Annotated in this window: 27 protein-coding genes; 13 read left to right on the plus strand and 14 right to left on the minus strand. The window is 65.9% G+C overall.

What is annotated here, in order from left to right; genetic code table 11:
• Window positions 1-127 precede the first annotated feature (127 nt).
• Both E3C22_RS11550 and E3C22_RS11555 read left to right on the plus strand, forming a co-directional pair.
• Window positions 128-508, plus strand: a complete 381-nt coding sequence (locus E3C22_RS11550) for a hypothetical protein (protein WP_134762171.1) — start codon at window positions 128-130, stop codon at window positions 506-508.
• A 96-nt stretch (window positions 509-604) separates the two neighbouring features.
• Complete coding sequence (locus E3C22_RS11555; protein WP_134762172.1) at window positions 605-937, plus strand: SH3 domain-containing protein; 333 nt, start codon at window positions 605-607, stop codon at window positions 935-937.
• A 107-nt stretch (window positions 938-1,044) separates the two neighbouring features.
• Here E3C22_RS11555 and E3C22_RS11560 read toward each other — a convergent pair whose 3' ends face one another.
• From E3C22_RS11560 to E3C22_RS11595, 8 genes are all read right to left on the minus strand, one after another.
• Entirely contained in the window at window positions 1,045-2,025 is a 981-nt protein-coding gene (locus tag E3C22_RS11560; protein ID WP_280987706.1) for an ABC transporter ATP-binding protein, read from the minus strand.
• Between the two features lie 83 nt (window positions 2,026-2,108).
• The gene (locus tag E3C22_RS11565) at window positions 2,109-3,089 is read right to left on the minus strand and encodes an ABC transporter ATP-binding protein (RefSeq protein ID WP_134762175.1); all 981 of its coding nucleotides are present in this window, start codon (window positions 3,087-3,089) and stop codon (window positions 2,109-2,111) included.
• 15 nt (window positions 3,090-3,104) lie between these two features.
• On the minus strand, window positions 3,105-3,923 hold the full coding sequence (locus E3C22_RS11570; protein WP_134762176.1) for a hypothetical protein: 819 nt from the start codon (window positions 3,921-3,923) through the stop codon (window positions 3,105-3,107).
• Between the two features lie 7 nt (window positions 3,924-3,930).
• Window positions 3,931-4,785 carry an ABC transporter permease subunit gene (locus E3C22_RS11575; protein ID WP_245514975.1) on the minus strand — a complete coding sequence of 285 codons (855 nt, stop codon included), beginning with the start codon at window positions 4,783-4,785 and terminating at the stop codon, window positions 3,931-3,933.
• A gap of 98 nt (window positions 4,786-4,883) precedes the next feature.
• Entirely contained in the window at window positions 4,884-5,891 is a 1,008-nt protein-coding gene (locus E3C22_RS11580) for an ABC transporter permease subunit (protein ID WP_134762178.1), read from the minus strand.
• A 67-nt stretch (window positions 5,892-5,958) separates the two neighbouring features.
• Window positions 5,959-6,807: an HAD family hydrolase gene (locus E3C22_RS11585; protein WP_134762179.1), complete on the minus strand. Its 849-nt coding sequence runs from the start codon at window positions 6,805-6,807 to the stop codon at window positions 5,959-5,961.
• A 69-nt stretch (window positions 6,808-6,876) separates the two neighbouring features.
• Window positions 6,877-8,472 (minus strand): ABC transporter substrate-binding protein, encoded by a 1,596-nt coding sequence (locus E3C22_RS11590; RefSeq protein ID WP_134762180.1) that lies wholly within the window; start codon window positions 8,470-8,472, stop codon window positions 6,877-6,879.
• A 274-nt stretch (window positions 8,473-8,746) separates the two neighbouring features.
• On the minus strand, window positions 8,747-9,877 hold the full coding sequence (locus E3C22_RS11595) for an Mrp/NBP35 family ATP-binding protein (protein ID WP_134762477.1): 1,131 nt from the start codon (window positions 9,875-9,877) through the stop codon (window positions 8,747-8,749).
• A 217-nt stretch (window positions 9,878-10,094) separates the two neighbouring features.
• Between E3C22_RS11595 and E3C22_RS11600 the strand changes: the two genes are divergently transcribed.
• Window positions 10,095-10,916 (plus strand): HugZ family pyridoxamine 5'-phosphate oxidase, encoded by an 822-nt coding sequence (locus E3C22_RS11600; protein WP_134762182.1) that lies wholly within the window; start codon window positions 10,095-10,097, stop codon window positions 10,914-10,916.
• Window positions 10,917-10,962: 46 nt separating this feature from the next.
• Here E3C22_RS11600 and E3C22_RS11605 read toward each other — a convergent pair whose 3' ends face one another.
• The 5 genes from E3C22_RS11605 to E3C22_RS11625 form a co-directional block, all read right to left on the minus strand.
• The gene (locus E3C22_RS11605) at window positions 10,963-11,325 is read right to left on the minus strand and encodes a hypothetical protein (protein WP_134762184.1); all 363 of its coding nucleotides are present in this window, start codon (window positions 11,323-11,325) and stop codon (window positions 10,963-10,965) included.
• Window positions 11,326-11,441: 116 nt separating this feature from the next.
• Window positions 11,442-11,726, minus strand: a complete 285-nt coding sequence (locus E3C22_RS11610; RefSeq protein ID WP_134762185.1) for a YMGG-like glycine zipper-containing protein — start codon at window positions 11,724-11,726, stop codon at window positions 11,442-11,444.
• A gap of 180 nt (window positions 11,727-11,906) precedes the next feature.
• Window positions 11,907-12,416, minus strand: coding sequence for a hypothetical protein (locus E3C22_RS11615; RefSeq protein WP_134762186.1), 510 nt, complete (start codon window positions 12,414-12,416; stop codon window positions 11,907-11,909).
• Window positions 12,417-12,451: 35 nt separating this feature from the next.
• Window positions 12,452-13,426 (minus strand): PAS domain-containing sensor histidine kinase, encoded by a 975-nt coding sequence (locus E3C22_RS11620; protein ID WP_134762187.1) that lies wholly within the window; start codon window positions 13,424-13,426, stop codon window positions 12,452-12,454.
• A gap of 282 nt (window positions 13,427-13,708) precedes the next feature.
• Window positions 13,709-14,503 carry a response regulator gene (locus E3C22_RS11625; protein WP_134762188.1) on the minus strand — a complete coding sequence of 265 codons (795 nt, stop codon included), beginning with the start codon at window positions 14,501-14,503 and terminating at the stop codon, window positions 13,709-13,711.
• 298 nt (window positions 14,504-14,801) lie between these two features.
• Between E3C22_RS11625 and E3C22_RS11630 the strand changes: the two genes are divergently transcribed.
• The 6 genes from E3C22_RS11630 to E3C22_RS11655 all read left to right on the plus strand — a co-directional run bounded on the left by E3C22_RS11630 (window position 14,802) and on the right by E3C22_RS11655 (window position 17,632).
• On the plus strand, window positions 14,802-15,017 hold the full coding sequence (locus tag E3C22_RS11630) for a NepR family anti-sigma factor (protein ID WP_167591738.1): 216 nt from the start codon (window positions 14,802-14,804) through the stop codon (window positions 15,015-15,017).
• Between the two features lie 8 nt (window positions 15,018-15,025).
• Window positions 15,026-15,577 carry a sigma-70 family RNA polymerase sigma factor gene (locus E3C22_RS11635; RefSeq protein WP_245514936.1) on the plus strand — a complete coding sequence of 184 codons (552 nt, stop codon included), beginning with the start codon at window positions 15,026-15,028 and terminating at the stop codon, window positions 15,575-15,577.
• 149 nt (window positions 15,578-15,726) lie between these two features.
• Window positions 15,727-16,092 carry an ElaB/YgaM/YqjD family protein gene (locus tag E3C22_RS11640; RefSeq protein ID WP_134762190.1) on the plus strand — a complete coding sequence of 122 codons (366 nt, stop codon included), beginning with the start codon at window positions 15,727-15,729 and terminating at the stop codon, window positions 16,090-16,092.
• A gap of 6 nt (window positions 16,093-16,098) precedes the next feature.
• Complete coding sequence (locus E3C22_RS11645) at window positions 16,099-16,551, plus strand: hypothetical protein (protein WP_134762191.1); 453 nt, start codon at window positions 16,099-16,101, stop codon at window positions 16,549-16,551.
• 341 nt (window positions 16,552-16,892) lie between these two features.
• Window positions 16,893-17,156 (plus strand): flagellar basal body-associated FliL family protein, encoded by a 264-nt coding sequence (locus tag E3C22_RS11650; protein WP_134762192.1) that lies wholly within the window; start codon window positions 16,893-16,895, stop codon window positions 17,154-17,156.
• A 197-nt stretch (window positions 17,157-17,353) separates the two neighbouring features.
• A complete protein-coding gene (locus tag E3C22_RS11655; RefSeq protein ID WP_134762193.1) occupies window positions 17,354-17,632 on the plus strand; it encodes a DUF7218 family protein in 279 nt (92 codons plus the stop codon).
• Window positions 17,633-17,767: 135 nt separating this feature from the next.
• Here E3C22_RS11655 and E3C22_RS11660 read toward each other — a convergent pair whose 3' ends face one another.
• Window positions 17,768-18,727 carry a diacylglycerol/lipid kinase family protein gene (locus E3C22_RS11660; protein ID WP_134762194.1) on the minus strand — a complete coding sequence of 320 codons (960 nt, stop codon included), beginning with the start codon at window positions 18,725-18,727 and terminating at the stop codon, window positions 17,768-17,770.
• A 273-nt stretch (window positions 18,728-19,000) separates the two neighbouring features.
• Here E3C22_RS11660 and E3C22_RS11665 point away from each other — a divergent pair, with 273 nt between their 5' ends.
• The 4 genes from E3C22_RS11665 (at window position 19,001) to E3C22_RS11680 (ending at window position 25,989) form a co-directional block, all read left to right on the plus strand.
• Window positions 19,001-19,165 carry a DUF1328 domain-containing protein gene (locus E3C22_RS11665; RefSeq protein ID WP_134762195.1) on the plus strand — a complete coding sequence of 55 codons (165 nt, stop codon included), beginning with the start codon at window positions 19,001-19,003 and terminating at the stop codon, window positions 19,163-19,165.
• Between the two features lie 163 nt (window positions 19,166-19,328).
• Window positions 19,329-21,152 (plus strand): PRC-barrel domain-containing protein, encoded by a 1,824-nt coding sequence (locus E3C22_RS11670; protein ID WP_134762196.1) that lies wholly within the window; start codon window positions 19,329-19,331, stop codon window positions 21,150-21,152.
• 329 nt (window positions 21,153-21,481) lie between these two features.
• Complete coding sequence (locus tag E3C22_RS11675) at window positions 21,482-22,825, plus strand: efflux RND transporter periplasmic adaptor subunit (RefSeq protein WP_134762197.1); 1,344 nt, start codon at window positions 21,482-21,484, stop codon at window positions 22,823-22,825.
• Window positions 22,822-25,989 carry an efflux RND transporter permease subunit gene (locus E3C22_RS11680; protein WP_134762198.1) on the plus strand — a complete coding sequence of 1,056 codons (3,168 nt, stop codon included), beginning with the start codon at window positions 22,822-22,824 and terminating at the stop codon, window positions 25,987-25,989. Before E3C22_RS11675 ends, E3C22_RS11680 begins: the two co-directional genes overlap by 4 nt.
• Window positions 25,990-26,129: the final 140 nt, after the last annotated feature.

A 26,129-nucleotide genomic window follows, 5' to 3' on the forward strand; every position in this document is an offset into this window, starting at 1 on the left:
CTCAGATCACGCATATGTTCGCGACCCTGACGCGACGTTGCTTCTGATCAGGATGCGCGAGCGCTATGATCGCGGCAGGAGGCGGATCATGGGACGGCGACTACTCATTCAAGCCTTGACAGCGAGCATGTTGACCGGCTCGGCGCCGGTGGTGCTCGCGCAGGCGCAGTCGACGATCCATTTTGCGACTGGCGAAAGCGCGGCGCGCGTGACCGGCGCGATCACAGGGCACGACTATGCCGACTATCGGCTCGAGGCCCGCGGCGGCCAGACGATGGTGGCGTCGATCGAAAAGACCGGCGGAACCGGGCACGGAACGGTCTATTTCAACGTCCTGCCACCCGGAAGCGACGGCGAGGCGATCTTCATCGGAGCGATGGAGCCGGAGAGACGCGGGCGGATCGCCCTGCCGAGGGACGACGACTACACCCTCAGGGTCTATCTGATGGGTAACGACAGGGACGCCGGAAAGACGATCCGATACGCCCTGTCGGTGACGATCGAATAGGCGGACCGTCGGAGCCCGCATGGCTGCGGCAGGTGGTCTGTGACCGCACAGCACCGTAACGCCGCCGCCGTGGTACAAGTCTTGGGAGGAAGCCTCATGCGTATGTTCGGCCGCATCGCCATCGCCGCGTTACTGGCACTGATGGAGGGCGCCCTCCCCGCTCATGCCACCTCCGGCCCGGGCTGCCTGGTAGTCGTCGGCGTCGGCTATGGGGACGTCCTCAACCTTCGCAAACGCCCCTCGGCATCGGTGCCGATCGTCGATGCGCTGGAGCCCAACCGGCACGGCATCATCCATCTCGACGGCGAATGCCGTCCGCTGTCCGTCGCCTGGGGCAGCCGCTGGTGTCCGGTCACCCATTATTACGGGGACCGTACCAGCCATGGCTGGGTGAAGGCCCGCTTCGTCCGCGACAGCGATTGCCCCTGAAGGCGGGGTGAAAGCCCGGCAGATTTCATTTTACCCGGGCATGATCCATTCCAGGGCTGCCGGCGGCGCTTCATGACGGGCTTTGACGTTTGTGCACCGTCGGAAAGTCACAGCCCTTCGATCCGCCCCTCCTCCACCGCAAAGCACGCCACCCGCGTCGGGCCGTGCGGCGTCAGCTCCGGCCGCTCGGTGTGGCAGCGCTCGTTCGCATAGGGGCAGCGGGGGTTGAAGGAGCAGCCGGGCGGCGGGCTGATCGGCGAGGGAAGTTCGCCGGTGAGGCGGATGCGCTGGCCCTTGGATTTGGGGTCGGTGGCCGGCGTCGCCGAGAGCAGCGCGCGGGTATAGGGGTGGAGCGGCTTTGCGTAGAGGGCGTCCACCGGGGCGATCTCGACGGGGCGGCCGAGATACATGACCATCACACGATCGGCGACGTGCTTCACGACGGACAGATCGTGGCTGATGAAGATGTAGGTGAGGCCGAGGCGCTCCTGCAGGTCGGCGAGGAGGTTGAGGATCTGCGCCTGGATCGAGACGTCCAGCGCCGAGACGGGTTCATCCAGGACCAGGATCTTCGGCTCGAGGATGATGGCTCTGGCAATGGCGATGCGCTGTCGCTGGCCGCCGGAGAACATATGCGGATAGCGGCCGTAATGCTCCGGGCGAAGGCCGACCTCGGCGAGCGCCTGCTCGGCCTTCCTGCGGCGCTCGGCGGAGGCGAGCCTGGTGTTGATCTTCAGCGGCTCCTCGATGATCGAGCCGACCTTCTGGCGCGGATTGAGGGCGCCATAGGGGTTCTGGAAGACGATCTGGACGGTGGAGCGCAGCTTCTTCAGCTGCCTGGCATCCTCGCCGGTGATAGTGACGCCGTCGATGGTGAGGGCGCCCTCGGACGGCGTCTCGATCATCGTCAGCATGCGGGCAAGGGTCGACTTGCCGCAGCCGGACTCGCCGACGATCGCCAGCGTCTCGCCCTCCTCGACGGAAAAGCTCGCATCCTTGACGGCCTTGAGGCCGACCGGCCGGGCGAACATTCCCCGTCGCAGCTCATAGACCTGACTGACATCGGTGGCGGTGACGATGGCGTTCAGCGGGGCAGTCGCCCGGGCGCTGAGGGGCGCGGCGGTCGGAGCAGTCGCCGGAGAGGTCGTCGGCGTGTCGGTCGGGGCGCTCATCAGGCGGCACTCACATTGGCGGGGTGATTGAGCGGATAGTGGCAGAGCGCCTCGCCGAGGCTCTTCGGCTGGCGTGGCGGCACCACCGTGCGGCACTTGTCGTCGGCCTTGTCGCAGCGGGGGTTGAACAGGCAGCCGTCCGGCCGGTCGCCCTGCCCCGGCACGACGCCCGGAATGGTCGGCAGGCGCCTTTCCGTGGCCCGCTCGGGGATCGCTGCGAGCAGCGCCGAGGTATAGGGGTGGTGCGGTGCGTCGAAGAGGGTCGAGACCGGCTGGCGCTCCACCTGCTGGCCGGCATATTGCACGACGACGCGCTCGGCGGTCTCGGCGATGACGCCCATGTCGTGGGTGATCAGGATCATCGCCATGCCGCGCTCCTTCTGGAGATCGAGGAGGAGGTCGAGGATCTGCGCCTGGATCGTCACGTCGAGAGCCGTGGTCGGCTCGTCGGCGATGAGCAGCTTCGGCCGGCAGGCGGTGGCCATGGCGATCATCACCCGCTGGCTCATGCCGCCGGACATCTGGTGAGGAAAGGCCGAGAGCCGGCGCTCGGGCTCGGGGATGCCGACGGCGTTCATCAGCTCGATGGCCCGGTCCTTTCGCCCCTTGCGGTCGAGATCGGTGTGGGCTTTCAGCGCCTCCTTGATCTGGAAGCCGACGGTGAAGCAGGGATTGAGGCTCGACATCGGCTCCTGGAAGATCATCGCGATCTCGGAGCCGATGATCTTGCGCCGCTCGCGGCCGGACATCTGTCGCATGTCGCGGCCCTCGAAGGCGATCTCGTCGGCGGTCACCGTCGCCGACGGGGGAAGCAGGCCCATCAGGCCGAGCATGGCGACGGACTTGCCGGAGCCCGATTCACCGACGATGCCGAGCACCTCGCCGGGCTCGACGGTGATGTCGACGCCGTCCACCGCCTTGAACGGGCCGGAGGCGGTGTCGAAGCTGACGGAAAGATTGCGGAGAGAAAGAAGGGGCATTATGTTCCGGCTTGCTCAAGAGGTTCGATCATGACTGGTCCCATCCTTCCCCTCATCTGATCCATCGGTGTCGCCTGAGTCCGCATGCGGCCTCGCGATCCTGTCCGCGACAGCTCGGAATGCCAGAAGGTGGCGCCGGGCGCCCCTGGCGCGCACGAGCTCGTCGAGGGTTGAGAGGTCTTCCCGGACCGTGCGGGTGACGGGCGAACCATCCAGCCCGTCGAAGGATTTGTGCTGGCACTGCCGGTCCATCAGCAGATAAAACAGGAAGTCCCCGCCGGGCGCCCGCATCAGCCGCGCGGTCTGGAAGAACACCCTGATCGCCTGCACCTTGCGCGCGGTCGAAAGCGCCTCGAATTCGCCGGTCGAGAATTTCTGAAATTGCGCGTCGAGCAGCTCGCTGTATTGCGTGAAGGCCTGAAACGTCTCGATCACCCGCGGGTCGAAATGATGGAGGACCTTACGGAACTCGGGATAGGAGTTCTCCGACCGGGAATATACAGAGAAGAAGCGGAACGGCCGGTTCGGCCGGTCGCTTTCCTCGATCAGCCCGACATAGCGGGTTTCGACTTCGGGATCGTAATAGCGGACGAGGCTTTCGAGCCGCGACTTGACGTCGAAATAGGCGCGCATCGCCGCCTCGCGCCGAAGGCTCGTCGCGCGGAGGTGGTCTCTGACTTCCTGATAGATCGTCTTGCCGACCCAGGCCGCGACGGCGAGGATCGCCGCGCCGAGCAGGCTGTCCTTGCTGAAGACGGTGCCCCAGAATCCCGGCTCCGGGGCGGCGGCCGGAGCCGCCGCAAAGCCGAGAAAGGGGAGCAGGAGATCGGGCATCCGCCTGTCAGCTCCGCTTCATCTTCGGGTCGAGCGCATCGCGCAGGCCGTCGCCGACGAGGTTGATGGCAAGCACCGTGACGAGGATGGCGAGGCCCGGGAAGGTCACGACCCACCAAGCGCGCAAGATGAATTCGCGGGCTTCGGCGAGCATGGTGCCCCATTCCGGCGTCGGCGGCTGGGCGCCCATGCCGAGGAAGCCCAGCGCCGCCGCGTCGAGGATGGCGTTGGAGAAGGACAGCGTCGCCTGGACGATCAGCGGGCCGAGGCAGTTGGGCAGGATCGTCACCACCATCAGCCGCAGCGGGCCGGCCCCCACCACCTTTGCCGCGGTGACGTATTCGCGCCGCTTCTCGGCCATCACCGAAGCCCTTGTCAGCCGGACGAAATGCGGCTGCAGGACGAGGGCGATGGCGATCATCGCATTGGTGAGGCCCGGCCCCAGCACCGCGACGAGGACGAGGGCGAGGAGCAGCGAGGGAAAGGCGAGGATGACGTCCATCACCCGCATGATGACGGTGTCGAGCCAGCCGCCGAAATAGCCGGCGACGAGGCCGACCGCGATGCCGACCGAGACCGCCACGACGACGACGATGACGCCGATGAACAGCGAGTACTGCGCCCCGAAGAGCAGGCGGGAGAGCATGTCGCGGCCGATCGCGTCGGTGCCGAGGATGTAGTTCCAGCTGCCGCCGTCCTGCCAGACAGGCGGCAGCAGCTGCGCCTGGTTGTTCGTCGCGATCGGCGAATGCGGCGCCAGCAGCGGCGCGGCGATCGCCGTCAGGACGATCAGGCCGAAGACGACGAGACCGAGCACGGCGCCCTTGTTCTCGGCGAAATAGAACCAGAACTCCTCCAGCATCTGCCGGCGGGCGCTCTTCTTCACGCGGTGATCGGGACCGTCCGCGCCGACACCCTCTTCGGCTTCCTGGGCTGAGATATGGCTCATGGCGGTGTCTCCTATCGCGCCCGGACGCGCGGATTGATCACCCCGTAGAGGATGTCCACCGCAAGATTGACGAACATGATGATCATCGCGATCAGCAACAGGCCGCCCTGCACCACCGGGTAGTCGCGGCGAAAGACGCTGTCGACCATCCACTTGCCGATCCCCGGCCAGGAGAAGATCGACTCGGTCAGGATCGCGCCGGCCATCAGCACCCCGACCTGCAGGCCGATGGTGGTCACCACCGGGATCAGCGCGTTTCGCAGCGCATGGACGCCGACGACCCGCGAGCGCGGCAGGCCCTTGGCCTTGGCGGTGCGCACATAGTCTTCGCCGAGCACCTCGAGCATGGCAGAGCGGGTCTGCCGGGCGATGACGGCGAGCGGGATCGTGGCGAGCACGATCGACGGCAGGATGAGATGCGAGACTGCCGAGCCGAACGCGCCCTTCTGGTCCGACAGGAGCGAGTCGATCAGCATGAAGCCGGTGGCCTGGGGGAAATAATAGAGCAGCGAGATGCGGCCCGAGACCGGCGTCCATTGCAGGACGCCCGAAAACAGGATGATCAGCAGGAGGCCCCACCAGAAGATCGGCATGGAATAGCCGACGAGGGCCGCGCCCATCACCGTCTGGTCGAACCACGACCCGCGCTTGACCGCGGCGAAGACGCCGGCCGGAACGCCGAGCGCGACCGCGATGACGATAGCGCAGAGCGACAGTTCGAGGGTTGCCGGAAACAGCGTGAAGAACTCGCCGGCCACCCCACGCTTGGTCACGATCGAGGTGCCGAAGTCGCCCTGCAGCAGCCCCCAGAGATAGGAGAGATACTGCATCACCAGCGGTCGGTCGAAGCCGAGCTGATGCATGATCGCGGCATGGCGCTCCGGCGAGACCACCCGCTCGCCGGCCAGCATCTGGACCGGGTCGCCGGGAAGCAGGCGGATGAAGGCGAAGGCGACGATCGATACGCCGATGAAAGTCGGGATCAGGACGGCGATGCGCGATAGCAGGAAGCGCTGCATTTTACCTCGAAGGTCAGGTCGAAAGTCTCGTTATCGTTGCCGGCCTTTGCGACCGGAGCTCATGGGGTCAACCGTCGCGGCCGAGCCGCCTCAGCGCGATCCGCGAGGCGTGCGAGCGCACCGCATGGGCGAGGATCTCGAAGAGCGGCTCGCCATCCTCGTAATTGGGGCCGGCCAGGGCGTCGGGGCGCTGCGCCTGCAGCATCTCGTCCTCGGCGGCGAATTCGCCGTCCCGCGCGACGGCGATGGCGAAGCCGCCCATCTCGCGCACGAAGCCGAAGGCCTGCAGGTCGGAGGCGCCGTCGCCGACATAGATCAGCTGGTCGAAGGCCACGCGCAATTCCTCTTCGGGGATCTCCGCCTCGGTGCGCGACGGTGCATTCGAGCCTCCGAGGTCGATCCCCTTGGCGAGCGCCTGGATGTAGCGGACCTTCTCGGGATGGGAAATCATCTTCTTGACGCCGCGAAGGCGCCGGTCGTTGCCGATGTCGAAGGCCGAGCCGTAGCGGCGGTCGAAGGCCGCGGCGATCGGATGGGCGGAAAAGACGTCGAGATAGCCCGAGGAGACGATGGCAAATTCCAGCGTCACCGACGGGTCAACGTCCCTTGCGACCTGCCGCAGGCGCTCCGGCATCGTCTCGGCGCCGGGAAAGCCGCGGGTGGTCCGCCCGGCCTCCTCGGCCTCGTCGAGGCCGATCGTCCTGCCCGCCGGCCCGCACATGCGGCAGAGCCCCTCGAACTTCGCCAGGATATCGTCCCAGCCGGATTTGCCGAGCGGATGATAGTGCTCGGACTTCCATTCGCCGACGTCGAACCCCATCAGCGTGACCAGGCGCTCGAAGGAATCCTCCGCCAGCGTCCAGTCGAAGTCGAAGGCGAGCAGGATGCGCGAGTTGAACGGATGGGTCGCCGTCATCTCAGGCCCTTTCAATCAGCAAGGGGCGGCTGATGCCGCCCCTTTTCGTTTCGCCAAGCGTGCCGAAGCTCACTCTGCGATGTCGACGTCGTCGAAGCGGTGGTAGCCGAGCGGATCCTGGACGAAGCCCTTCACCGACTTCTGCATCGGCATGAACACCTTCGAATGGTCGATGGTCAGCCAGGGCGCCTGCTTCTTGAACACGGCCTGTGCCTGCTCGTAGAGCTTGGTGCGCTCGGCCTGGTCGTCCGTCGCCTTGGCCTTCTTGACCAGGTCGTCGAACTCCTTGTCGCACCACTGGGCGCGGTTGTTGCCGCCGACGGCGTCGCAGCCGAGCAGGGTGTCGAGGAAGTTGTCCGGATCGCCGTTGTCGCCGGTCCAGCCCAGCATCGCGGCGCCGTCGCGGTCCTTGGCCTTGGACTTTTCCAGATACTCGCCCCATTCGTAGGAGACGATCTCGGCCTTGACGCCGACCTTGGCGAGGTCCGCCTGCATCAGCTCCGCCGCGCGGCGGGCATTGAGCATGTAGGGCCGCGACACCGGCATCGCCCAGATCTTCATCGACAGATCGGTGACGCCGGCATCGGCGAGCATCTTCTTCGAGGCTTCCGGATCGTAGGGATCGTCCTGGATCGAGTCGTCATAGGACCACATCGTCGGCGGGATCGGGTTCTTGGCGGGAACCGCCGCGCCCTGGAACACCGCGTCGATGATCGCCTGCTTGTTGATGGCCATGTTGAGGGCCTTGCGGACCTCGACCTTGTCGAACGGCGCCTGGGTGGTGTTGTAGGCCATATAGGCGACGTTGAGGCCTTCCTGCTCCATCACCTCGAGGTTCGAATCGCTCTTCAGCGAGTCGACGTCGGCGGCGTTCGGATAGGGGAAGATCTGGCACTCGTTCGCCTTCAGCTTCTGCACGCGGACAGAAGCGTCGGTGGTGATGGCGAAGATCAGGTCGTCGATCTTCTGCTTGCCCTTGAAGTAGTCCGGATTGGCCTTGTAGCGGATCACGGCATCCGGCTGATAGGCGACGAACTGGTAGGGTCCGGTGCCGAGCGGCTGCTGGTTGAGCATCGACTCCTGGCCATCGGCCTTGAGCTTGTCGGCATATTCCTTCGACATGATCGAGGCGAAATCCATCGCCAGATCGGCAAGGAACGGCGCCTCGGGCCGCGCCAGCGTGAACTTGACCGTCAGGTCGTCGACTTTCTCGATCGACTTGATCAGGTCGGGAAAGCCCATGCCGCTCGAATATTCCCAGCTGGCGCCGGCGACATACTGGTTCCAGGGACTGTCGCTCTTCAGCTGGCGCTCGAAGGAGAACACCACGTCATCGGCGTTGAGGGTCCGCGACGGGGTGAAGAAGTCCGTCGTCTGGAACTTCACGTCAGGCCGCAGCTTGAAGGTATATTCGGTGCCGTCCTCGGAAATCTCCCAGGATTCCGCCAGGCCGGGCTCGATCTCGGTCGACCCGTGCTTGAACTCGACGAGGCGGTTGTAGACCGTGCGCGAAGCCGCGTCGAAGGTCGTGCCGGCGGTGTAGAGTCCCGGGTCGAAGCCTTCCGGCGACGCCTCGGAGCAATAGACGAGCGTCTTGGCCGACGCCGCCGAACCGAGGGCCAGGGTCAGGGCCGTCGCGGCGAGAAGCCGGGTCAGGGATTTCATGCGGTATGCCTCCTGTCAGGATGGGGCGGTTTCTTCTGTCCGCTCACCGGTGAACCTTTCGCATATCAGCTTCGGATGCGATCGCAACCGGCCGTCGAGCCAAGGGCGAAGTCCAGGCATCCACCGGGGTCAAGTGTTTCGCGGCATTGCAGCAGTCGTGTCGGCGCGAACACTTGCCTCTAGCCTTTGGACCGGCAGGGGCCATGGCCGCACCCGACCGCGGGCCGTATCCGACAGCTTTTGATTGACGAAGGCAAGGGCGTTTTTTGACTGGTCACTCAAAAACGATACGCGGCGCATCCGACTTTGGTCGCGAATCTTCGAGCCCGCCGAGGACTTTCGCCGCGATGTCGCGATAGACTGCGGCATGCGGCCCGTCGGGTTCACTCGCCACAACCGGCCGCCCGGCATCGGAGCTCTCGCGGATCGCCATCTCGATCGGCACCTCGCCGAGAAACGGCACGCCGAGCCGCTCGGCCTCGGCCCTGGCGCCGCCATGGCCGAAGATGTCGTAGCGCTTGCCGGTATCCGGGGCGACGAAGTAGCTCATGTTCTCGACGATGCCGAGCACCGGCACGTCGACCTTCTTAAACATGGCAAGGCCCTTGCGCGCATCGATCAGCGCCAGATCCTGCGGCGTCGAGACGATGACGGCGCCGGCCAGCGGCACCTGCTGCGCCATGGTCAGCTGGGCGTCGCCGGTGCCTGGCGGCATGTCGACGACGAGAACGTCCAGAGGGCCCCATTCGACCTCGCGCAGCATCTGCGTCAGCGCCGACATCACCATCGGCCCGCGCCAGATCATCGGCGTATCCTCGTCGACCATCAGGCCCATCGACATCGCCTTCAGGCCGAAAGCCTCGAGCGGAATGATGGTTCGTCCGCCGGCGGATTTCGGCTTGTCCTTCAGTCCGAGGAGCCGCGGCACCGAGGGGCCATAGACGTCGGCATCGAGGAGACCCACGGAGAGGCCGAGCGCGGCAAGGCCGAGGGCGAGATTGACGGCGGTGGTCGACTTGCCGACGCCGCCCTTGCCCGAGGCGACGGCGATGATCCGCTCGATCCCCGGGATGCCGGGCTTGACGCTTCCCGGCTGGCGAGCCGGGGCGGGCGCCGGCTGGCGAGGCGGCGGCGGAGCCGAATTGCGCGCACCGGGAGCGCCGGCAGTCTTTTCCGCCGTCAGCGCCACCATCGCCTTGGAGATGCCGTCGAGCTTGACCACCTCGGCCTCGATCTGGCGACAGAACGGCTCGAAACGCTCGGCCGCGGCGGCCGGGACGGTGAGCGAGAAGAACGCCTTGCCGTCGGCGATGAAGATGTCCGAGACGAGCGAGCGCGTCACGACGTCCGGTCCGCCATCCGGCGGCGTCATCTGCCGCAGAATGCCGAGGATGCGCGCCTTCATTTCGTCAGCCAAAACCGAAAACTCCTGAAAACATCGATCATTGCGGCTGAGATATCGCGGCCGGGGGCGAACGTCCAAGAAAAACCGAGCCAGGCACGGCCGCCGATCGCGCCCTCCCCGGCATGGCGCAGGCCGGCGAGGATGCTATCTCTGATGGGCGCATGACTGTCGGGAGGTCTCCTGCGGCGTGCCTGCCAGGAGCCGACGGACAGCCAGCATGACCCGTAACGAACCGGACGAAAAAACAGACGACGCTCCCGAGAAATCCGTCGAGCCGGCCGGCGAAGCGCCATCGCTGCTCCAGCCGGTCACCGACGAGACCCGGCGTTTCGCACGCCATCTGCTGCGCGCGGCGAGAGACGCCGGGCTCGGCGTCATCCGGCCGGAGGACGGCTTTCCGGCGGTCAGCCGTGTTCTGATCGCCAGCGATTTTTCCGGCCGCCCGGTGGTGCTCGTCTCGGCCCTGTCGCTGCATGCCGGCGCGCTCGCCGCCGACCCGCGCTGCTCGCTGCTGGTCGGCAGGATGGGCAAGGGCGACCCCCTCGCCCATCCGCGCATGACGGTGTTCGCCCGCGCGGAGACAATCACGCGCGACAGCGAAGACGGGAAGGCGGTGCGCCAGCGCTTCCTCGCCCGCCATCCGAAGGCGGCGCTCTATGTCGATTTTCCGGATTTCCGCTTCCTGCGGCTGGAGCCTGTCGACGCGTCGCTGAACGGCGGCTTCGGCCGCGCCTTCGCCCTCGAGGCGAGCGATCTTCGCGACGACCATGACGCGGACCTTCCCGCCAGTGCGCTGCGCGCCCTCGACCATATGAACGAAGACCACGCCGACGCGATCGACCATCTTGCGGCGTTGAACGGCGCAGATGGCAGCGGGTGGCGGATCGCCACCATCGACCGCCGCGGCTTCGAGATCGTGCGGAGCGACAGGCTGGCGAGGATCGAGTTCGACCGCGATCCGGCAGGCGAAGGCGGCTATCGCAAGGCCTTTGTCGACCTGATGCGGCCCGGCCCTCAGGCGGGCGGCAAAGCTGAATGACTGTCAGGAACGCCCTGCCCAGCGCTCTTCCAGGCTCGGTGGCGCGTCAGACGTCGTAGCCCTCGGGGCAGTTGGCGATGAAGCGGTGGCTGCGATTGGCCCGCAGATAGATGCACTGGCCCGGCGCATTGGCGGCAAGGCCGAGAACCCGGTCGCCGGGCTCGACCACCGGCTCCGGGAGCTTGCCCGACCGGAACGGCACGCTTTCGGCGTCTTCCAGGCCGAACACCGCATTGAAGACCGGCGGCAGCGGCGCCCCGCCGGTGCAGCCGGAGAGAACCGCCAGGGTAACGAGCACGAGCGAAGCCGCGACGGCGCCGCCATGCCGATGGCGGACACGGCCGGCGCGACGGCCATGATCCGGCCGGCTGTCGGCGCCCGGCCGCCGCGAAAATCTCAAACCCGCCATCGACTTCCCCCTCGAACGGCCACGAAAAACCCCGCCACGTGGGCGGGGTTCTAGCATGTTCGCAAATCTCAGTGAACGCTTCGTGCCTGACGCAAGCGTATCGCCGGTGCGCGCGATCAGTAGCCTTCGGGGCAGCGGTAGATATTGCCGTCGGAGTAGCGGCAATAGCCCGGGTTCGACTGGGAACGGCCGATGACGTTGCCCGCCACCGCGCCGACGCCGGCGCCGATGGCGGCGCCTGCCAGGGTCGAGCCGGTGTCGTGGCCGATCGCCTGGCCCGCCAGCGCGCCAACCGCGCCACCCGCCAGAGCGCCACCGCCGGTATAGCGGTCCTCGGTGGTGCAGCCTGCGGCCAGCATGGTCGCAACGGCGATGGCTGCGAAGGAAATCTTACGATACATAGTCAATGTCTCACTCTTCACCGTGGTGTCCCCAGTCACCACCGTTATAGGGGAGTTTTCCTGCGGGTCATCACCCCCTGGAAATCGATTTGCAGCCGACGCGATCAGCGGAGCCGGTCAGCACAACGCCGCCTCGTTCAAAGGAACGGGCGGCGCAGATGATTGGGCTTTCTCAAGAATTCAGCGCGAGGCAACGAGGCTCGGCTCGGCGTCGAAGGTGATCGACAGCTGGCCGTCCCTCGAGACAGACCAGTCGAGCGTCGCCGACTGCTCGAAAACCTCCTCGGAGACTTCCTTGCAGGCGCCATAGACATGCTTGTCCGAAGTGCCGCTCAAGCGGATCTGCAGGGGCAATTCCTGCCGGCATTCGGCAACGGTCTCATAGGCCGGGACGGGGACGGCAATTTCCTTACAGACGGAGATATCCCCTGAGCAACCAACCAGCAACATGAATGCAGCGACGTGTTCCATCTCCAGCTCCCTTTTGGGAAGGATAATACACCGGGTGTGGCTCCGGTTCCGCACGCAAGCGAAAAACGGCGTCACGTTCACGTGAGCCGCGATTGATCGGTAACGCTTTGTTACCAGTTGCTTACGCGGCGTGATTTTCTGAAGACGAAAGTGGAAGCCGCAGACGCGGTCCTGCGGGCAATATTGCGGCTTGCCGCCGCCAAGCCGAAGCTCAGGCAACAGACATCCCGGCTGAGATGGCGAGGCCGAGATCCCTATTCGGGCGTACCGCGCTGCATCACCTCATATTGTGCTTCGGGGACCGTCAGCGTGTAGCGGATCCCCTCGGGCAGATATTCGAGACGCGCTTCGCCGCCGACCGCATTGGGAACGATGCGCTCCAGCGTCGAGGTCCCGAAGCGGGCGTCGCGCTCCGCCCTGACGCGCGGGCCGCCGCGCTCCTGCCAGATGATGAGGAGCCCGGCATCCTCGCCGCCCTCGACCCGCGCCTCGATGAAGACCTTGCCCCCCGGCACCGACAGCGAGCCGTAGGAGGCGGCGTTCACCGCGAGTTCGTGGAGGGCGAGGCCGACATGCAGTGAGGCGGTCGGCGACAGATAGACGTCGACCGGCCGGAACTCGATCTGATCCATGCCGTCCGGCGCATAGCGCTCGACCTGGGTGGTTACGAGGCTTTCGAGATCGGCGCCGCGCCAGTCGGCATCGGTGACGATATCCTGGGAATAGGACAGCGACTGGATGCGGCCGCGGAACCGCACGAGGAATTCCGGCACCGTCAGAGAATGGCGTGCGGTCTGGCTGGCGAGGCTCTGGATGATCGCAAGTAGGTTCTTCGAGCGGTGGGAGAGCTCGCGCAAGAGCGTCTTCAGCGTCTCTTCGCGGCGCTTCTGGTCGGTAATGTCGAAGGACGTTCCGATGATGCCGCAGGGCTCGCCGCTCTCGTCGCGGTCGACATCGACGCAGACGTCGTACCAGCGGGTCTGGTTGCCGCGGTTGATCGACATCTCGTAGCGCAGCGGCCGGCCGGTGGAGAGCACCTCGCGCTTCATCTCGGTGGAGCGCTGCGCTGCGGTCTCGCTCAGGATGTCGGCATCGCTCGCGCCTTCATGGGCGGCCTGCAGCCAGGACTGGCCGGCATTCGACACCCACGAATAGTGCAAATCCAAATCTTGGGCGAATACGGACATTTCCGTATTTTCGATCGCTCGCAAGATTTTATTAGCCAACATCAACCGACGCTCACAACGATCCGGCTCGTGATTGCGATCAACCCAACGGAAGATCGATCCGAAACCGGCTTTGCCCCCATGGTCTCACCGTCTCTCGCCGACCTCCGGGACTCATCTGAATGATGCAGCGCCGCAGAGGTTCCGTAGCCGCGACCGGATAAGGCCCGATGGTTGCAGGTCAACCGTTCTGCTGCGTTTGTGTTCCGCCCGTCGCGGGACAATTTGGCGACGGGCGCTGCGGCGCCCACGGCGCCGTCCAGCAGCGCCTGAAAAGGCGCCCCGTCAGGCAGCGGCGCGGCTGCCGGCCTCGAAGAACAGTGCCTGGCTGATCAGGGCCTTTACCATATCCGGATTAAACGGCTTGGTGACGAGGAATGTCGGCTCCGGCCGCTCGCCGGTGAGTAGCCGCTCGGGGAAGGCGGTGATGAAGATCACCGGCACCGAGACCTTGGCGAGAATGTCGTTCACCGCGTCGATACCCGAGCTGCCGTCGGCAAGCTGGATGTCGGCGAGAACCATGCCCGGGTTCTGGGTCTCGAACAGCGCCATCGCCTCCTTGTGGGTGCGGGCGATGCCGGTGACCCGGTGGCCGAGGCTCTCGACCATCTGCTCGATGTCCATCGCGATCAGCGGCTCGTCCTCGATGATCATGATGTCGGTCGAGACCTGGCGGCCAATGTCGGAACCGGCCTGGTCGATCATTTCGGAAAAGCGCGTCTGGTCGACGCCGAGAATGTGCCCCGCCTCTTCGCTGGTGAAGCCCTCGACCGCGACGAGCAGGAAGGCCTGGCGCGGCAGCGGCGCGATGGCCTTGAGGTTGCGCGCGGCGCGCTCTTCCCAGGCCGAGGTCGGCGCGTCCTCGCGGATGTTCACGTCCAGCGACTGCCAGAGCGAGGAGAACAGCTTGTAGAGGGAGATACGGGGAGACTGGTCTTCCGGAAACAGCGAGGGATCGGCAATCAGCGCCTCGAGAACCGCAGCGACATAGGCGTCGCCGCTCGCCTGCGAACCGGTTAGTGCCCGGGAATAGCGACGCAGGTAAGGAATATGCGGCGCTATGCGGGATGACATCGACATTTAGACTCCCCTCGTATCGCTTGAACGAGACGTATTGATCTTTGCAAGGCCCGCGGTTCCGGGCGAATTCCCATCAGGGAACAAGGCCGAGCGCCGCGAGTTTCCGACTAAATGGGACATTGGTCGCTTGCTGTGAAGACCTGGCTGAAAATTGCATCCATACCCACCTTACGGCTTGCGGGACGCGATTGCCGATTTATCTGTCGGCGCAAGCTTTGGATATCCGCCGGGCCTTGAAGAGACCTTTTTATTCCAGATGCCGCCCCGCGCGTGGTCGGCGCCAGTATCGAGATGGTCGATGAGCGATCGCGAGAATGAGGACGAAAAATTGCAGACGGGACAGACCCAGAAATCGCAGCGGACGGGTTCCGAGTTAGGCATAGGTGCCTCGATCGGAAAGCAGCTCAAGGCATATTACGACGATGTCGCCAGCGAGCCCGTGCCGGACCGGTTCCTGAGCCTTCTCGACGCGCTCGACCAGGCGGAATCGGCGTCGAAAAAGAATCGGGAGTGATGGCGTCCATGAGCGTAGAGTTCGATTTCCGCAAGGAACTCATCACGATCATTCCGAATCTGCGCGCCTTCGCGACGTCGCTGACGGGATCCTTCGATCGTGCCGACGACCTTGTCCAGGAAACCCTGGTCAAGGCGTGGGACAAGCAGCACACCTTCCAGCCGGGGACCAACCTGAAAGCCTGGCTGTTCACCATCCTGCGCAACGAGTTCTACACGCAGATGCGCAAGAAGGGTCGCGAGGTTCAGGACGTCGACGGCATCCACGCGATGCAGCTTGCCGGTCATCCCGAGCAGCAGGGGCACCTCGACCTGCAGGATTTCCGCAAAGCCCTCGACCTCCTGCCCGACGACCAGCGCGAGGCACTGGTGCTGATCGGCGCTTCCGGCTTCTCCTATGAAGAGGCGGCGGACATCTGCAAATGCGCCGTCGGAACGATCAAGAGCCGCGTCTCGCGCGCCCGCACCCGCATCGCCGAGATCCTCGGCGTCGAGGGCGACGGCGACTACGGACCGGACTCGATCTCGAGCCAGATCATCGGTGTCGCCCCGGCCGCCTGATCGGCGCACCAAGGCGGGGAACTCCACTGCGCCGCGGCGGTTATCGGATAAGGATGCGGCGGGGCGCAGAGCTTTCATCGAAGGGGACGCGGCCGGCAGTTTCCGCATCGCCGGCACTAATCAAACAATGACGACGAACGGACCGATCTATGAGTGACAACATGGCCAGTAATCCGACAACGCCCGGCGGCGGCGCCCACACGCCGGGCCAGGACCCGCGCACCCAGGCGGACCGGGCGAATGTCGAGGAGCAGCTCGGCCGGCTGCGCGAGGACGTCTCGGCGCTGTCCGAAGCGGTGAAGTCGATGGCCACCCACGGCGCCGACGACGTCCGCCGGCAGGCTTCGGCGCTGCGCGACGACGTGCGCCAGCGTGGCGAAGCCTATTTCCGCCAGGCCCAGGACGCGGCCCACGATCTCGAGGAAGACGTCAGCGAGCGCATTCGCGCCGAGCCGATCAAGGCGGTGCTGATCGCCGCCGGCATCGGCTATCTCTACGCCCGACTCTTCCGGTAAGGCCCGATGATCTGGCAACTCGTCGCCAAGCTGGTGACCGGCGAGGCGGGCGTCTATGTCGCCCGCATTCGCAGACTGATCATGCTCTATGCGGTGATGGCGGTCTTCGCCATCCTGATGCTGACCTATCTGATCAGCGCGCTCTACGTCTGGGTCGCGTCGATCTACGGTCCTCTCGCGACCTCGCTCGGCTTCGCCGGCGGCTTCCTCGTTCTGATCATCCTCACCTGGATCGCGACAATCATCGTCCGGCGACCGCCACGCAAGCGCGCCGACGACCGTCTGCAGCGGGACATCGCCTCGATCGCCGGGGTGGCGGCCCTCTCCAACGCGCCGCTGCTGTTCCAGTCGGCGAAGCGCAACAAGAAGCTGCTGCTCGTCCCCGTCGCCGGCGCGGTCGGCTGGGCAGTGTGGCGGGCGATCACCGCCTACCGGCATCCGGACGACGGCGGGCTGTAAGCTCCGCCGTCGCTTGCCTTTGATGAAAGCGGCCTGACGAACGCGAATACCCCGGCCGACGTCGCAGCGAGCGGACGGCAGCGTGCCGCGGCGCGAGGCTGCATCGCATTTCCCAGCCATCCGACTTCCGGGACAATGCCGTCTGCCGGATCGCACTTGGATCACATCGTCCCTGCGACGATCCGGCAGGAACGCCTTTCCTTCCCCGACGTTTGTCTCGCGAAGCCGCCGCCTTCCCATCGTGGTCGTCGGCGCAGCGACACCAACCTATGCGCGGCATCGGAGCGGCGGCGGCCATCGCCTCGCCACGCAGTCGCGCGTCCGAAAGAAGGAATGACCCGATGACCAAGATCGACGAGGAAAAGGCGAGACAGGGACAGCGCGGCACGCCGATCCTGATGATCCTCATCGTGGCGCTGGCGCTGTGCGCCATCGTCTTCGTCGGCATGCAGTTCTACGGCGCGAGTGAGCCGGACTCCGCCCTCACCGACGGCAGCAGCACGACGAGCGAGACGGCGCCGGCCGCCGCCGACAGCCAGAGCAATGGCGAGGTCGTCAAGCCGAGCGGCGACGGCGTCACCGGAACCGACACCGGCTCGAAATGAAGCAAGGCGGCGGCCCGCCCGCCGTCAAGGCGGTCGGGCCGGCTTTGCCCTCGCGACTTGGACCGTCGGCCGTGGGCTTGGACCCCGGCGCCGGGGTTTGACGCTCAGGCGCCGAGTGGGCTGGATACCAGCCACCGGGAGCCGCTCATCCGGGCCGCTGGTTTGAGGCGCATAGGGAGAGACAAGAGGAGACGGCAATGGCCAAGCGATCGTCGAATGCCAATGACAATTCGTCGCTGAAGGATCCCGAACTCTACGAAGAGCTTCGCGACCAGGGCTACTCGAAGGAAAAGTCCGCCCGCATTTCCAACGCCAAGGCCAATCCCGACATGCATCCCTCCAAGCGCGGCGGCAAGGCTCCGCCATATGAGGAATGGACGAAGGACGAACTCTACGCGCGAGCGAAGGAGATCGGCGTCGAAGGCCGGTCGGACATGACCAAGGACGACCTCATCGCCGCGTTGCGGGGCGGCTGAGCGAGCCGAAGGCGGAAGGAGACCGCCGGCCGCGTTCGCGAACTCGCCCGCCAATCTGCCCGCACCAGACGTTCGCGGCAGGATGGCAGCATACCCATGCAACGCCAAGCCAGGTGGGGCTGGCCGGAAAGCGGCTCAGCCGGAAACGCTCTCCGAGGCCGCGCCGGAGGCCTCCACTGCCTGGTCGAGATAGCTCGCTTCGGCCGGCACCAGAACGTTCAGCGCCAGCGGGTGGAGTTCCACCTGCGAGAGGTCGTCCAGCACTTCGAGCTCGCCGTCGCGCACCGCCCGGTTCGAACGCGGCTTGCCGCGATGGGCGAGATCGACCTTCCGCGCCGACTTGACGATGAGATCGGGATTTTGCCGCCAGCTGCCGGTGAAGATGTCCAGCGTAAGCTTGGCGACGCGCGACAGCCGTCGCTCGGTACAGATATAGACGCCGAGCTCGCCGCCCTTGGGATTGTCCGCATAAGGCAGATGCCGGGGGCCGTAGAGATTGTTGGAAATCGCGATGGCCGAGCACTGCATCCGCTCGGCGCGCCCGTCGACATTGATCACCAGCTCCACCTTCGGCAGCCGCTTGAAGGCCAGGCCGATGGCGCGCGTCGTCGCCCACATCTTGCCGATCCGCGAACCATAGGCGATCTTTTCGCGAAACCGCACCATTCGCGCATGGAGGCCCGTCGCGAACTGGTGGATGAACGGCTTGCCGTTGACCGTGCCGACATCGACCGGCGTGATCGTGCCGCCGGCAAGGGCCTTGACCGCCGCCTCGAGGCCGAGCGGGATCTGCAGCGTCCGGGCAAAGAGGTTCATCGTCCCGGCCGGCAGGATCGCCAAAGCCGTCTCGCGCTTGAACAGCGCCGCAGCCGCCGCCGAGACCGTGCCGTCGCCGCCACCGACGAGCAGGATGTCGAGGCCCTCCCTATTGGCGGCCGACTGGATGGCGTCGACGATCTCCTTGCCGCTGCAGATCTCGATCGAAATGTCGTGGCCGTGGACGCTGAACTCGTCCTTGATCAGCGTCGACAGCCAGTCGAGATCGGTCGTCTTCAGCGTACCGCCATCGCGGTTGAGGAGCGCCAGTATTCGCATTGCGGCAGGACCATCCAGCTTCGTGTTCGAGGCGGCCGCGCGGGCGGCCGACCCGCATCAGCTAGGGCATATGGGCGAGAACAGAATGGACCGGGCGGACGATCCGGCAATTTCGGGACCGCCGGATGACGCGGGAAACGGCTTATGCGGCTGCCACGGCATTCCGTCATTGCGTCTCCATCCCCGTTTCGCCGCTTCACCCTAGATGCAGTGCCGGGGACAAGATCGGCGCGGCCATCGTTCCTCATACTGAAGGTTCTGAAGGAGTAGAACATGATCAAGTGGATCATCATTCTTTTGGTTGTTGCGGCGATTGCCAGTCTTCTCGGCTTTCGCGGCGTCGCCGGCGTTTCGGCCGGGCTCGCGAAGATCCTGATCTTCATTGTCCTTGCAGGCCTGCTCCTGCTGCTCCTCTTCGGTGTGCTGGTGATCGGCTAGGATTCCTGCGGCGCTGCAGCAAACAAATTGCTGCAGCCAGCGGATTTTTCGGGAACCAGTTGCCCGAGGCCTTAGTTGTGTTGGCATCCAGCATCGCGTGACCCGATACGAACAACGGGCCACGCGAAAAGGTCTATCTCCAATATAGACGAAGGTATTTACGATGATCCGCAAGCTACTCGCAACCACGGCCATCGCCGCCCTGCTCACCGCTCCTGCCATGGCGCAGGACTCCTCCAGCCAGCCGGCACAGGAGCCCGCCGCGACGCAGTCGAGCGGCGACATGTCCGGCGACATGGCCAAATCGGGTGACCAGCAGCAGGCTGCAGCGTCCGGCAACTATCTCACCAAGCTTTCCAGCGACCAGTATCTGGCGTCGAACCTCACCGGCCAGTCCGTCTATGACGGCGAGGGCGAGGACGCCCAGTCGATCGGCGACATCCAGAACTTCCTCGTCGGCAGCGACGGCACCGTCGTCGCCGCGATCGTCGGTGCGACGGTCAACGACGAGTCGAAGACGGTCGCGATACCGTTCCAGCAGATCGGCTGGACGATGGACAAGAACAACGAGCCGCGCGCCGTTCTGAAGGCCTCGAAGGAGGATCTCTCCAGCGCGCCGACCTTCCAGACCAAGGAAGAGCAGCAGGCCGCGCAGCAGCAGGCTTCGAGCGGCGGCGAGACCGCCCCGGCGGACGGTTCCGCTTCGGCTCCGGCCGGCGGCACGACCATGGCGGAGGGTTCCGCAGCGGCCCCGGCTTCGGGTGACCAGATGGCCGCTTCCCAGCCTGGCGACACCGCTTCCAAGCCGGCTGACGGCCAGTCGATGGCCTCCAGCGACAGCAACAACATGGCCTCCGGCAAGACCGACCGCGAGACGGCGACCAACGAGGCCGGCTCGACCGAATATCCCTCGACCGTCGGTTCGGACCAGTATCTCAGCGAGAACCTGATCGGCGCCAACGTCTATTCGGGCCCGGGTGAGGATGCCGACGATATCGGCGGCATCAACGACCTCGTCCTCGCCTCCTCCGGCAAGGTGGAAGCGGCGGTCGTCGGCGTCGGCGGCTTCCTCGGCATCGGCGAGAAGGAAGTGGCGCTGCCGCTCGACCAGCTGCAGATGAGCCGCGACGAGAACGACGAGCCGCGCATCACCGCCGCGCTCGACAAGGAAGCCCTCGAGAAGGCGCCCGAGTTCGACTCTGACAAGTCGTCCGACCAGATGGCCGAGAACTCCGACGCGCAGTCGACGGACCAGCAGTCCGGCGACCAGATGGCTGCCAGCACGGACGCTCAGTCCACCGACCAGCAGTCGAATGACCAGATGGCCGCCACCACGACCGGTGCTGCCACCGGTGCTGCTGCGGGCGCTGCCGCCAACGCCGGCGATCAGGCCGAGCAGACGGCCGACAATGCTGGTCAGGCGATGGACAAGGCCGGCGACCAGGCGCAGCAGACCGCCGAGAACACTGGTCAGGCCATGGACAACGCTGGCGACCAGGCGCAGCAGAACGCTGAGAACGCCACCGAGGACCAGAGCGGCGATGCGACCACCACGGCTTCGACCGGCGGTGACCAGCGTGAGGGCATGACCAAGGTTGCGGACGACGCGCAGCTGACCGCCGACGACCTGATGGGCACCACCGTCTACGGTCCGAACGACCAGAGCGTCGGCGAGATCGGCGATATCGCCCTCAAGGCCGACGGCACGGTCGATGCGGTCATCGTCGACGTCGGTGGTTTCCTCGGCATCGGCGAGAAGCCGATCGCGGTCGGCATGGACAACCTGAACTTCATGCGTGACAAAGACGGCAAGCTGTATCTCTACACGCAGTTCACCGAGGACCAGCTGAACAACGCGCCGGAGTACAACAAGGACGCCTATGCCGAGAACCGCGACAAGATGCGGCTCGACAGCGGCGACGCCACCGGCTCGAGCATGTCTTCGGACCAGCCGGCCGACCAGAAGGCGAGCCAGCCCGCCAACTGATCCGGCTGATCGCAGGAAAATGATCGGGGTCCGCCTTTCGGCGGGCCCCTTTTTCGTGCGTGTCGTAGAGTGCGTTCCGCGCGTCCCCGTTAGCGACCGGCGCGCACGCTCTCGGCGACATTACAATTCGTTACACAGGGATAAGAAATCCGCCCGATTGTTGAATAGGCTACAGTTTTAGAGCGTCCTCTGTGCGTCCCGAATGGGCGTACAGAGGACGCTCTAAGTTGTTGAATCACCGCATCGTGCTTTCCGAAAAGCGATTCCGATCTTCGGGCCGATGCTATAGATATGACCGGTCGATCGACACCCTGGGAGACGCGTGCCGCATGGCCATGATCCGGCAGATACTCGTCACTCTCGTCGTGCTGGTTCTGCTGGCGGCGGCCTACATCAAGATCGAGCCCTCTGCCGGTCGGGCGCTGCTCGCCGCCGGGCTGCCGATCCCCGGACCGGTGGAAGATGTCATCGCCTGGCTGGCACCGCCGGGCAGCGACGCTCCGGCGGCTGCGGCAGGCGGCGAGCGGTCGCGCGGCGGGCGCTCCGGCGGCGGGCCCCAGCTCGTCGTCGCCGATCCCGTCGTCGTCGGCCGCACCCGCACCGAAATGCGCGCCATCGGCACCGGTGAGGCAGCGCGCTCGGTGACCGTCTATCCGGACAACACCACCGGCATCATCCAATCCGTCGCGGTTCGCTCCGGCGACGCTGTCGAGGCCGGCGCGCCGCTGATCGTGCTCGAACATTCCTCGGAAGAACTTGCCGTCAGCCGCGCCCGCATCGCCGTCGATGCGGCCGAGGAAAAGCTCGTGCGCTACGACAGGCTGTCGAAGTCCCGGGCGGTTTCCAGCGTCGAGGTCAATGACGTCATCCGCGAGCGCGACAATGCCCGGCTCGACCTCAAATCCGCGCAGATCGCCCTCGACAAACGCACCGTCAGGGCGCCCTTCGCCGGGCGCATCGGCATCGTCTCGGTCGACGAGGGCGATCTCGTCGGCGCCCAGACGGCGATCGCCAAGGTCGACGATCGCCGCGAGATCAAGGTGGTGTTCTACACGCCGGAGAGCTTCGTCTCCGAGCTGCAGATCGACGCCGCCGTCGAGGCGGTGCCGACCGCCCAGCCGGATCGCGTCTTCAAAGGCCGCATCAGCGCCATCGACAGCCGCCTCGACGAAGCCAGCCGGACGCTGCGCACCGAAGCGCTGGTTGACAATTCCGGCGACACGCTGAGGCCCGGCATGTCCTTCACCGTGTCGCTCTCCCTCGACGGCGAGGAATATCTCTCGGTCGATCCGCTCTCGGTCGTCTGGGAGCGCACCGGCCCGGTGGTCTGGAAGGTCGTCGGCGACGAGGCGGTCAAGGCCTCCGTCGCCATCGTCGAACGCGATATCGACCGGGTGCTGGTCTCCTCGAACGAGCTGAAGGCCGGCGATGCGGTGGTCGTGGAGGGTCTGCAGTCGATGCGCCCGGGGATCAAGATCCGCACCGGCAACGACCGAAAGCCCTCCCCCGTCGCCGGCGCCACGGCATCGCCCGAGGAGAGCGAGGCCGCAGGCGGCAAGCGCTCGTCTCTCGACCGGTCGGCGACGGCCTCTCCGCGCCTGATCTCCGCAGCGGCGGCCCATGAGGCGGCGGCCCAACCACCGACAGCCGCCACCGCGGAGGAACGCCCGTGAGGGCGGAGCAGCGCATCGACGGGCTGACGGCCTTCACCAGCCTGTTCATCCGCCGTCCGGTCCTCACCGTCGTCCTCAACCTCCTCATCGTCGTCGCCGGCCTCGCCGCGCTGAATGCCGTCGAGATCCGCGAACTGCCGAATGTTGACCGCCCGGTGATCACCGTGTCGGTCGATTTCGACGGGGCGAGCCCCGAGACGATCGACCGCCAGGTGACCAGCCAGATCGAGAGCGCGGTCGCCAGGGTGACCGGCATCGAATCGATGTCGTCGAAATCGGAATTCGGCGATGCGCGGGTGACCATCGAGTTCTCCGACGCGACCGACCTCAACGTCGCGGCGAGCGACGTGCGCGATGCCGTCAGCCGGATATCCAACGCCCTGCCCGAGGGCGCCGACGAGCCGCGCATCGTCAAGGCGGATGCCGACGCCCAGGCGATCATGCGCCTTGCCGTCACCTCGAAGTCGATGAAGATCGAGGATCTGACGACCCTCGTCGAGGATCGCATTGCCGACCAGCTCGCCGCCGTCGACGGCGTCGCCGACATGCAGGTCTATGGCGAGCGCGAGAAGCTCATCTATGTGGATATCGACCCGGACAAGCTGGCGACCCGCGGCCTGACCCTCGGCAATGTCGCGACGGCGCTGCAGAACGCCGCGATGGACGTGCCGGCCGGCTCGCTCGCCTCCCCCACCCAGCAGCTGATCGTCCGGGCCGACGCCAACGTCACCTCGCCGGAAGCCTTCGAGGCGATCTATCTCGATGCGCGCACCCGCATCGGCGACGTCGCCTCGGTGCGCTTCGGCCCGGACGAGGCCGGCTCGCAGCTGAGGCGCAACGGCGAGACCGGCATCGGCCTCGGCGTCGTGCGCCAGGCCGGCTCCTCCACCCTCGACATTTCCGAGGGCGTGCGCCGCGAGGTCGCCAATCTCAACCGGACGCTTCCCGAAGGCGTCCATGTCGAGGTGACCAGCGACGACGCGACCTTCATCAACGGCGCCCTGCACGAGGTGGAGCTCGCCATCGGCCTTGCCGTCGTCATCGTCGTCGCGGTGATCTTCCTGTTCCTCCTGAACCTGCGGGCGACCTTCATCCCGGCGGTGACCATGCCGATCGCGCTGATCGGCGTCGTCAGCTTCATCTATCTCGCCGGTTTCTCGGTGAACATCCTGACGCTGCTCGCCCTGGTTCTGGCGACGGGCATGGTGGTCGACGACGCCATCATCGTCCTCGAAAACATCGTGCGCTGGCGCGACATGGGCGCAAGGCCGCGGGCCGCAGCGGTGATCGGCGCGCGCGAGATGTTCTTCGCCGTGGTCTCGACGACGGCGACGCTCGCCGCTGTCTTCGTGCCGATCTCCTTCCTTCCCGGCCAGGCCGGCGGCCTGTTCAAGGAGTTCGGCTACGTTCTCGCCGCGGCGGTGATCATCTCCTCCTTCATCGCGCTCACCCTCTGTCCGATGCTCGCCGCGACCTTCCTGAAAGCCCATGAGGACGAGCGGCGCCCCGGCGTCATCGCGCGGGGCATCCGCTGGTGCGGCGCCCGGCTCGGCGGCCTCTACGCCGTCACCCTGCGCTTCTGCCTGTCCTTTCCGCTGATCGTCGTCGTCGCCGCGGCACTGTTTTCCTACAGTGCCTGGAACGTCTTCAAGACGATGCCGCAGGAGCTGACGCCCTCGGAGGATCGCGCTGTCGTCTTGATGTCGATCAGCGGACCGCAGGGGGCGAGCCTCGACTACACCAACGCCCAGGTGCGCCGCATCGAAGACATCCTGATGCCCTATGTCGACGCGGGCGAGGCGACGAACGTCTTCGCCATCACCGGCCGCGGCGGCGCCAACCAGGCCTTCATGGTGGTCAGTCTCGCCGATTGGGCGGACCGCGCCCGCTCGCAGCAGGAGATCGTCGCCGAGATCAACGGCAAGCTGCGCAATGTTGCCGGCCTTCGGGCCTTCGCCATCCAGCCGAACTCGCTCGGCATCCGCGGCGGCGGCCGCGGCCTGCAATTCGCCATTGCCGGGCAGAATTTCGACGAGCTGGCGACCAGCGCCGACAGCCTGGTCGAGGCAATGCAGAAGGACGGGCGCTGGGGCACGGTGCGGCTGTCCAACGACGCGACCCAGCCGCAGCTCTCGGTGGTCATCGACCGGGCGAGAGCCTCCGACCTCGGCATCGACATCGACGGCCTCGCCACCGCCATGCAGGCGCTGCTCGACGGCCGCGAGATCGGCCAGACCTATATCGGCGACAAGGAAGTGCCGATCCAGCTGATCTCGACCAGCGACCCGGTCAACGATCCAGGCGATCTGCGCAACGTCTTCCTGAAGGCCGAGGACGGCCGCATCGTGCCGATGTCGACGGTCGCCACCGTCGAGGAAAAGCCGATCGCGCCGTCGCTGAGCCGCGAGAACCGCAGCCGCGCCGTCTCGATCACCGCGCAGATCCCCGACGGCTACGCCATCCAGGACGCCTGGAACGACGTCCAGATCTTCTCCAAGGACCTGCTGCCGCCCTCGCAGCGGCTGATCCCCCTGGCCGAAGCTGCGACGCTCACCGAGACCAATGGCGGGCTCGCTCTGGTCTTCGGCTTTGCCATCGTCATCATCGTCCTCGTCCTCGCCGCGCAATTCGAGAGCTTCGTCTCGGCGCTGATCATCATCGCCACCGTGCCGCTCGGCATCGCCTGCGCCATCTATGCGCTCTCCTTCTTCGGCGAGAGCCTCAACCTCTACAGCCAAATCGGCCTGGTGCTGCTCGTCGGCATCATGGCGAAGAACGGCATCCTCATCGTCGAATTCGCCAATCAGCTGCGGGAACGGGGCCTGCCGCTGCGCCAGGCGATCGAGGACGCCTGCCTGATCCGCCTCAGGCCAGTGATGATGACCATGGTGGCGACCGTCGTCGGCGGCATCCCGCTGGTGCTGGCCTCCGGCGCCGGCGCCGAGGCGCGCGTCGCGCTCGGCTATGTTATCGTCGGCGGCCTCGGCCTTGCCACCTTCTCGACGCTCTACATCACGCCGGTCGCCTATCTGATCCTCGGGCGTTTCTCGAAGCCGATCTCGGAACGCACGGCGGAGCTTCATAGGGATGTCGCGGCGGCGGAAGCGCGCCATTCCAGCGAGGACGAGGAAGAGCGCGGCGGCCATCCGGCGCCGGCGGAGTAGGAAACAGCAGCCCGGCTCCGGTTCTGGCTGCAGTTGCCGTCGACCCGGTCGCGCCGTCATCCTCGGCCTCGTGCCGAGGATCTACCGTGACTTCCGCACCAGAATCGATCGAAAATAGCCAATCGCCAGGGATCCAACGC

Source organism: Jiella endophytica (assembly GCF_004519335.1).
GTDB lineage: Bacteria > Pseudomonadota > Alphaproteobacteria > Rhizobiales > Rhizobiaceae > Jiella > Jiella endophytica.

Coding starts and splice junctions, on each gene's coding strand:
- E3C22_RS11610 (WP_134762185.1), bottom strand. CDS start 11,726: ATGTATCGTAAGATTTCCTTCGCAGCCATCGCCGTTGCGACCATGCTG.
- E3C22_RS11665 (WP_134762195.1), top strand. CDS start 19,001: ATGATCAAGTGGATCATCATTCTTTTGGTTGTTGCGGCGATTGCCAGT.
- E3C22_RS11565 (WP_134762175.1), bottom strand. CDS start 3,089: ATGCCCCTTCTTTCTCTCCGCAATCTTTCCGTCAGCTTCGACACCGCC.
- E3C22_RS11580 (WP_134762178.1), bottom strand. CDS start 5,891: ATGCAGCGCTTCCTGCTATCGCGCATCGCCGTCCTGATCCCGACTTTC.
- E3C22_RS11575 (WP_245514975.1), bottom strand. CDS start 4,785: ATGCTGGAGGAGTTCTGGTTCTATTTCGCCGAGAACAAGGGCGCCGTG.
- E3C22_RS11650 (WP_134762192.1), top strand. CDS start 16,893: ATGACCAAGATCGACGAGGAAAAGGCGAGACAGGGACAGCGCGGCACG.
- E3C22_RS11670 (WP_134762196.1), top strand. CDS start 19,329: ATGATCCGCAAGCTACTCGCAACCACGGCCATCGCCGCCCTGCTCACC.
- E3C22_RS11605 (WP_134762184.1), bottom strand. CDS start 11,325: ATGGCGGGTTTGAGATTTTCGCGGCGGCCGGGCGCCGACAGCCGGCCG.
- E3C22_RS11600 (WP_134762182.1), top strand. CDS start 10,095: ATGACCCGTAACGAACCGGACGAAAAAACAGACGACGCTCCCGAGAAA.
- E3C22_RS11635 (WP_245514936.1), top strand. CDS start 15,026: ATGAGCGTAGAGTTCGATTTCCGCAAGGAACTCATCACGATCATTCCG.
- E3C22_RS11640 (WP_134762190.1), top strand. CDS start 15,727: ATGAGTGACAACATGGCCAGTAATCCGACAACGCCCGGCGGCGGCGCC.
- E3C22_RS11555 (WP_134762172.1), top strand. CDS start 605: ATGCGTATGTTCGGCCGCATCGCCATCGCCGCGTTACTGGCACTGATG.
- E3C22_RS11550 (WP_134762171.1), top strand. CDS start 128: ATGTTGACCGGCTCGGCGCCGGTGGTGCTCGCGCAGGCGCAGTCGACG.
- E3C22_RS11645 (WP_134762191.1), top strand. CDS start 16,099: ATGATCTGGCAACTCGTCGCCAAGCTGGTGACCGGCGAGGCGGGCGTC.
- E3C22_RS11595 (WP_134762477.1), bottom strand. CDS start 9,877: ATGAAGGCGCGCATCCTCGGCATTCTGCGGCAGATGACGCCGCCGGAT.
- E3C22_RS11630 (WP_167591738.1), top strand. CDS start 14,802: ATGAGCGATCGCGAGAATGAGGACGAAAAATTGCAGACGGGACAGACC.
- E3C22_RS11585 (WP_134762179.1), bottom strand. CDS start 6,807: ATGACGGCGACCCATCCGTTCAACTCGCGCATCCTGCTCGCCTTCGAC.
- E3C22_RS11625 (WP_134762188.1), bottom strand. CDS start 14,503: ATGTCGATGTCATCCCGCATAGCGCCGCATATTCCTTACCTGCGTCGC.
- E3C22_RS11590 (WP_134762180.1), bottom strand. CDS start 8,472: ATGAAATCCCTGACCCGGCTTCTCGCCGCGACGGCCCTGACCCTGGCC.
- E3C22_RS11620 (WP_134762187.1), bottom strand. CDS start 13,426: ATGTTGGCTAATAAAATCTTGCGAGCGATCGAAAATACGGAAATGTCC.
- E3C22_RS11660 (WP_134762194.1), bottom strand. CDS start 18,727: ATGCGAATACTGGCGCTCCTCAACCGCGATGGCGGTACGCTGAAGACG.
- E3C22_RS11570 (WP_134762176.1), bottom strand. CDS start 3,923: ATGCCCGATCTCCTGCTCCCCTTTCTCGGCTTTGCGGCGGCTCCGGCC.
- E3C22_RS11675 (WP_134762197.1), top strand. CDS start 21,482: ATGGCCATGATCCGGCAGATACTCGTCACTCTCGTCGTGCTGGTTCTG.
- E3C22_RS11655 (WP_134762193.1), top strand. CDS start 17,354: ATGGCCAAGCGATCGTCGAATGCCAATGACAATTCGTCGCTGAAGGAT.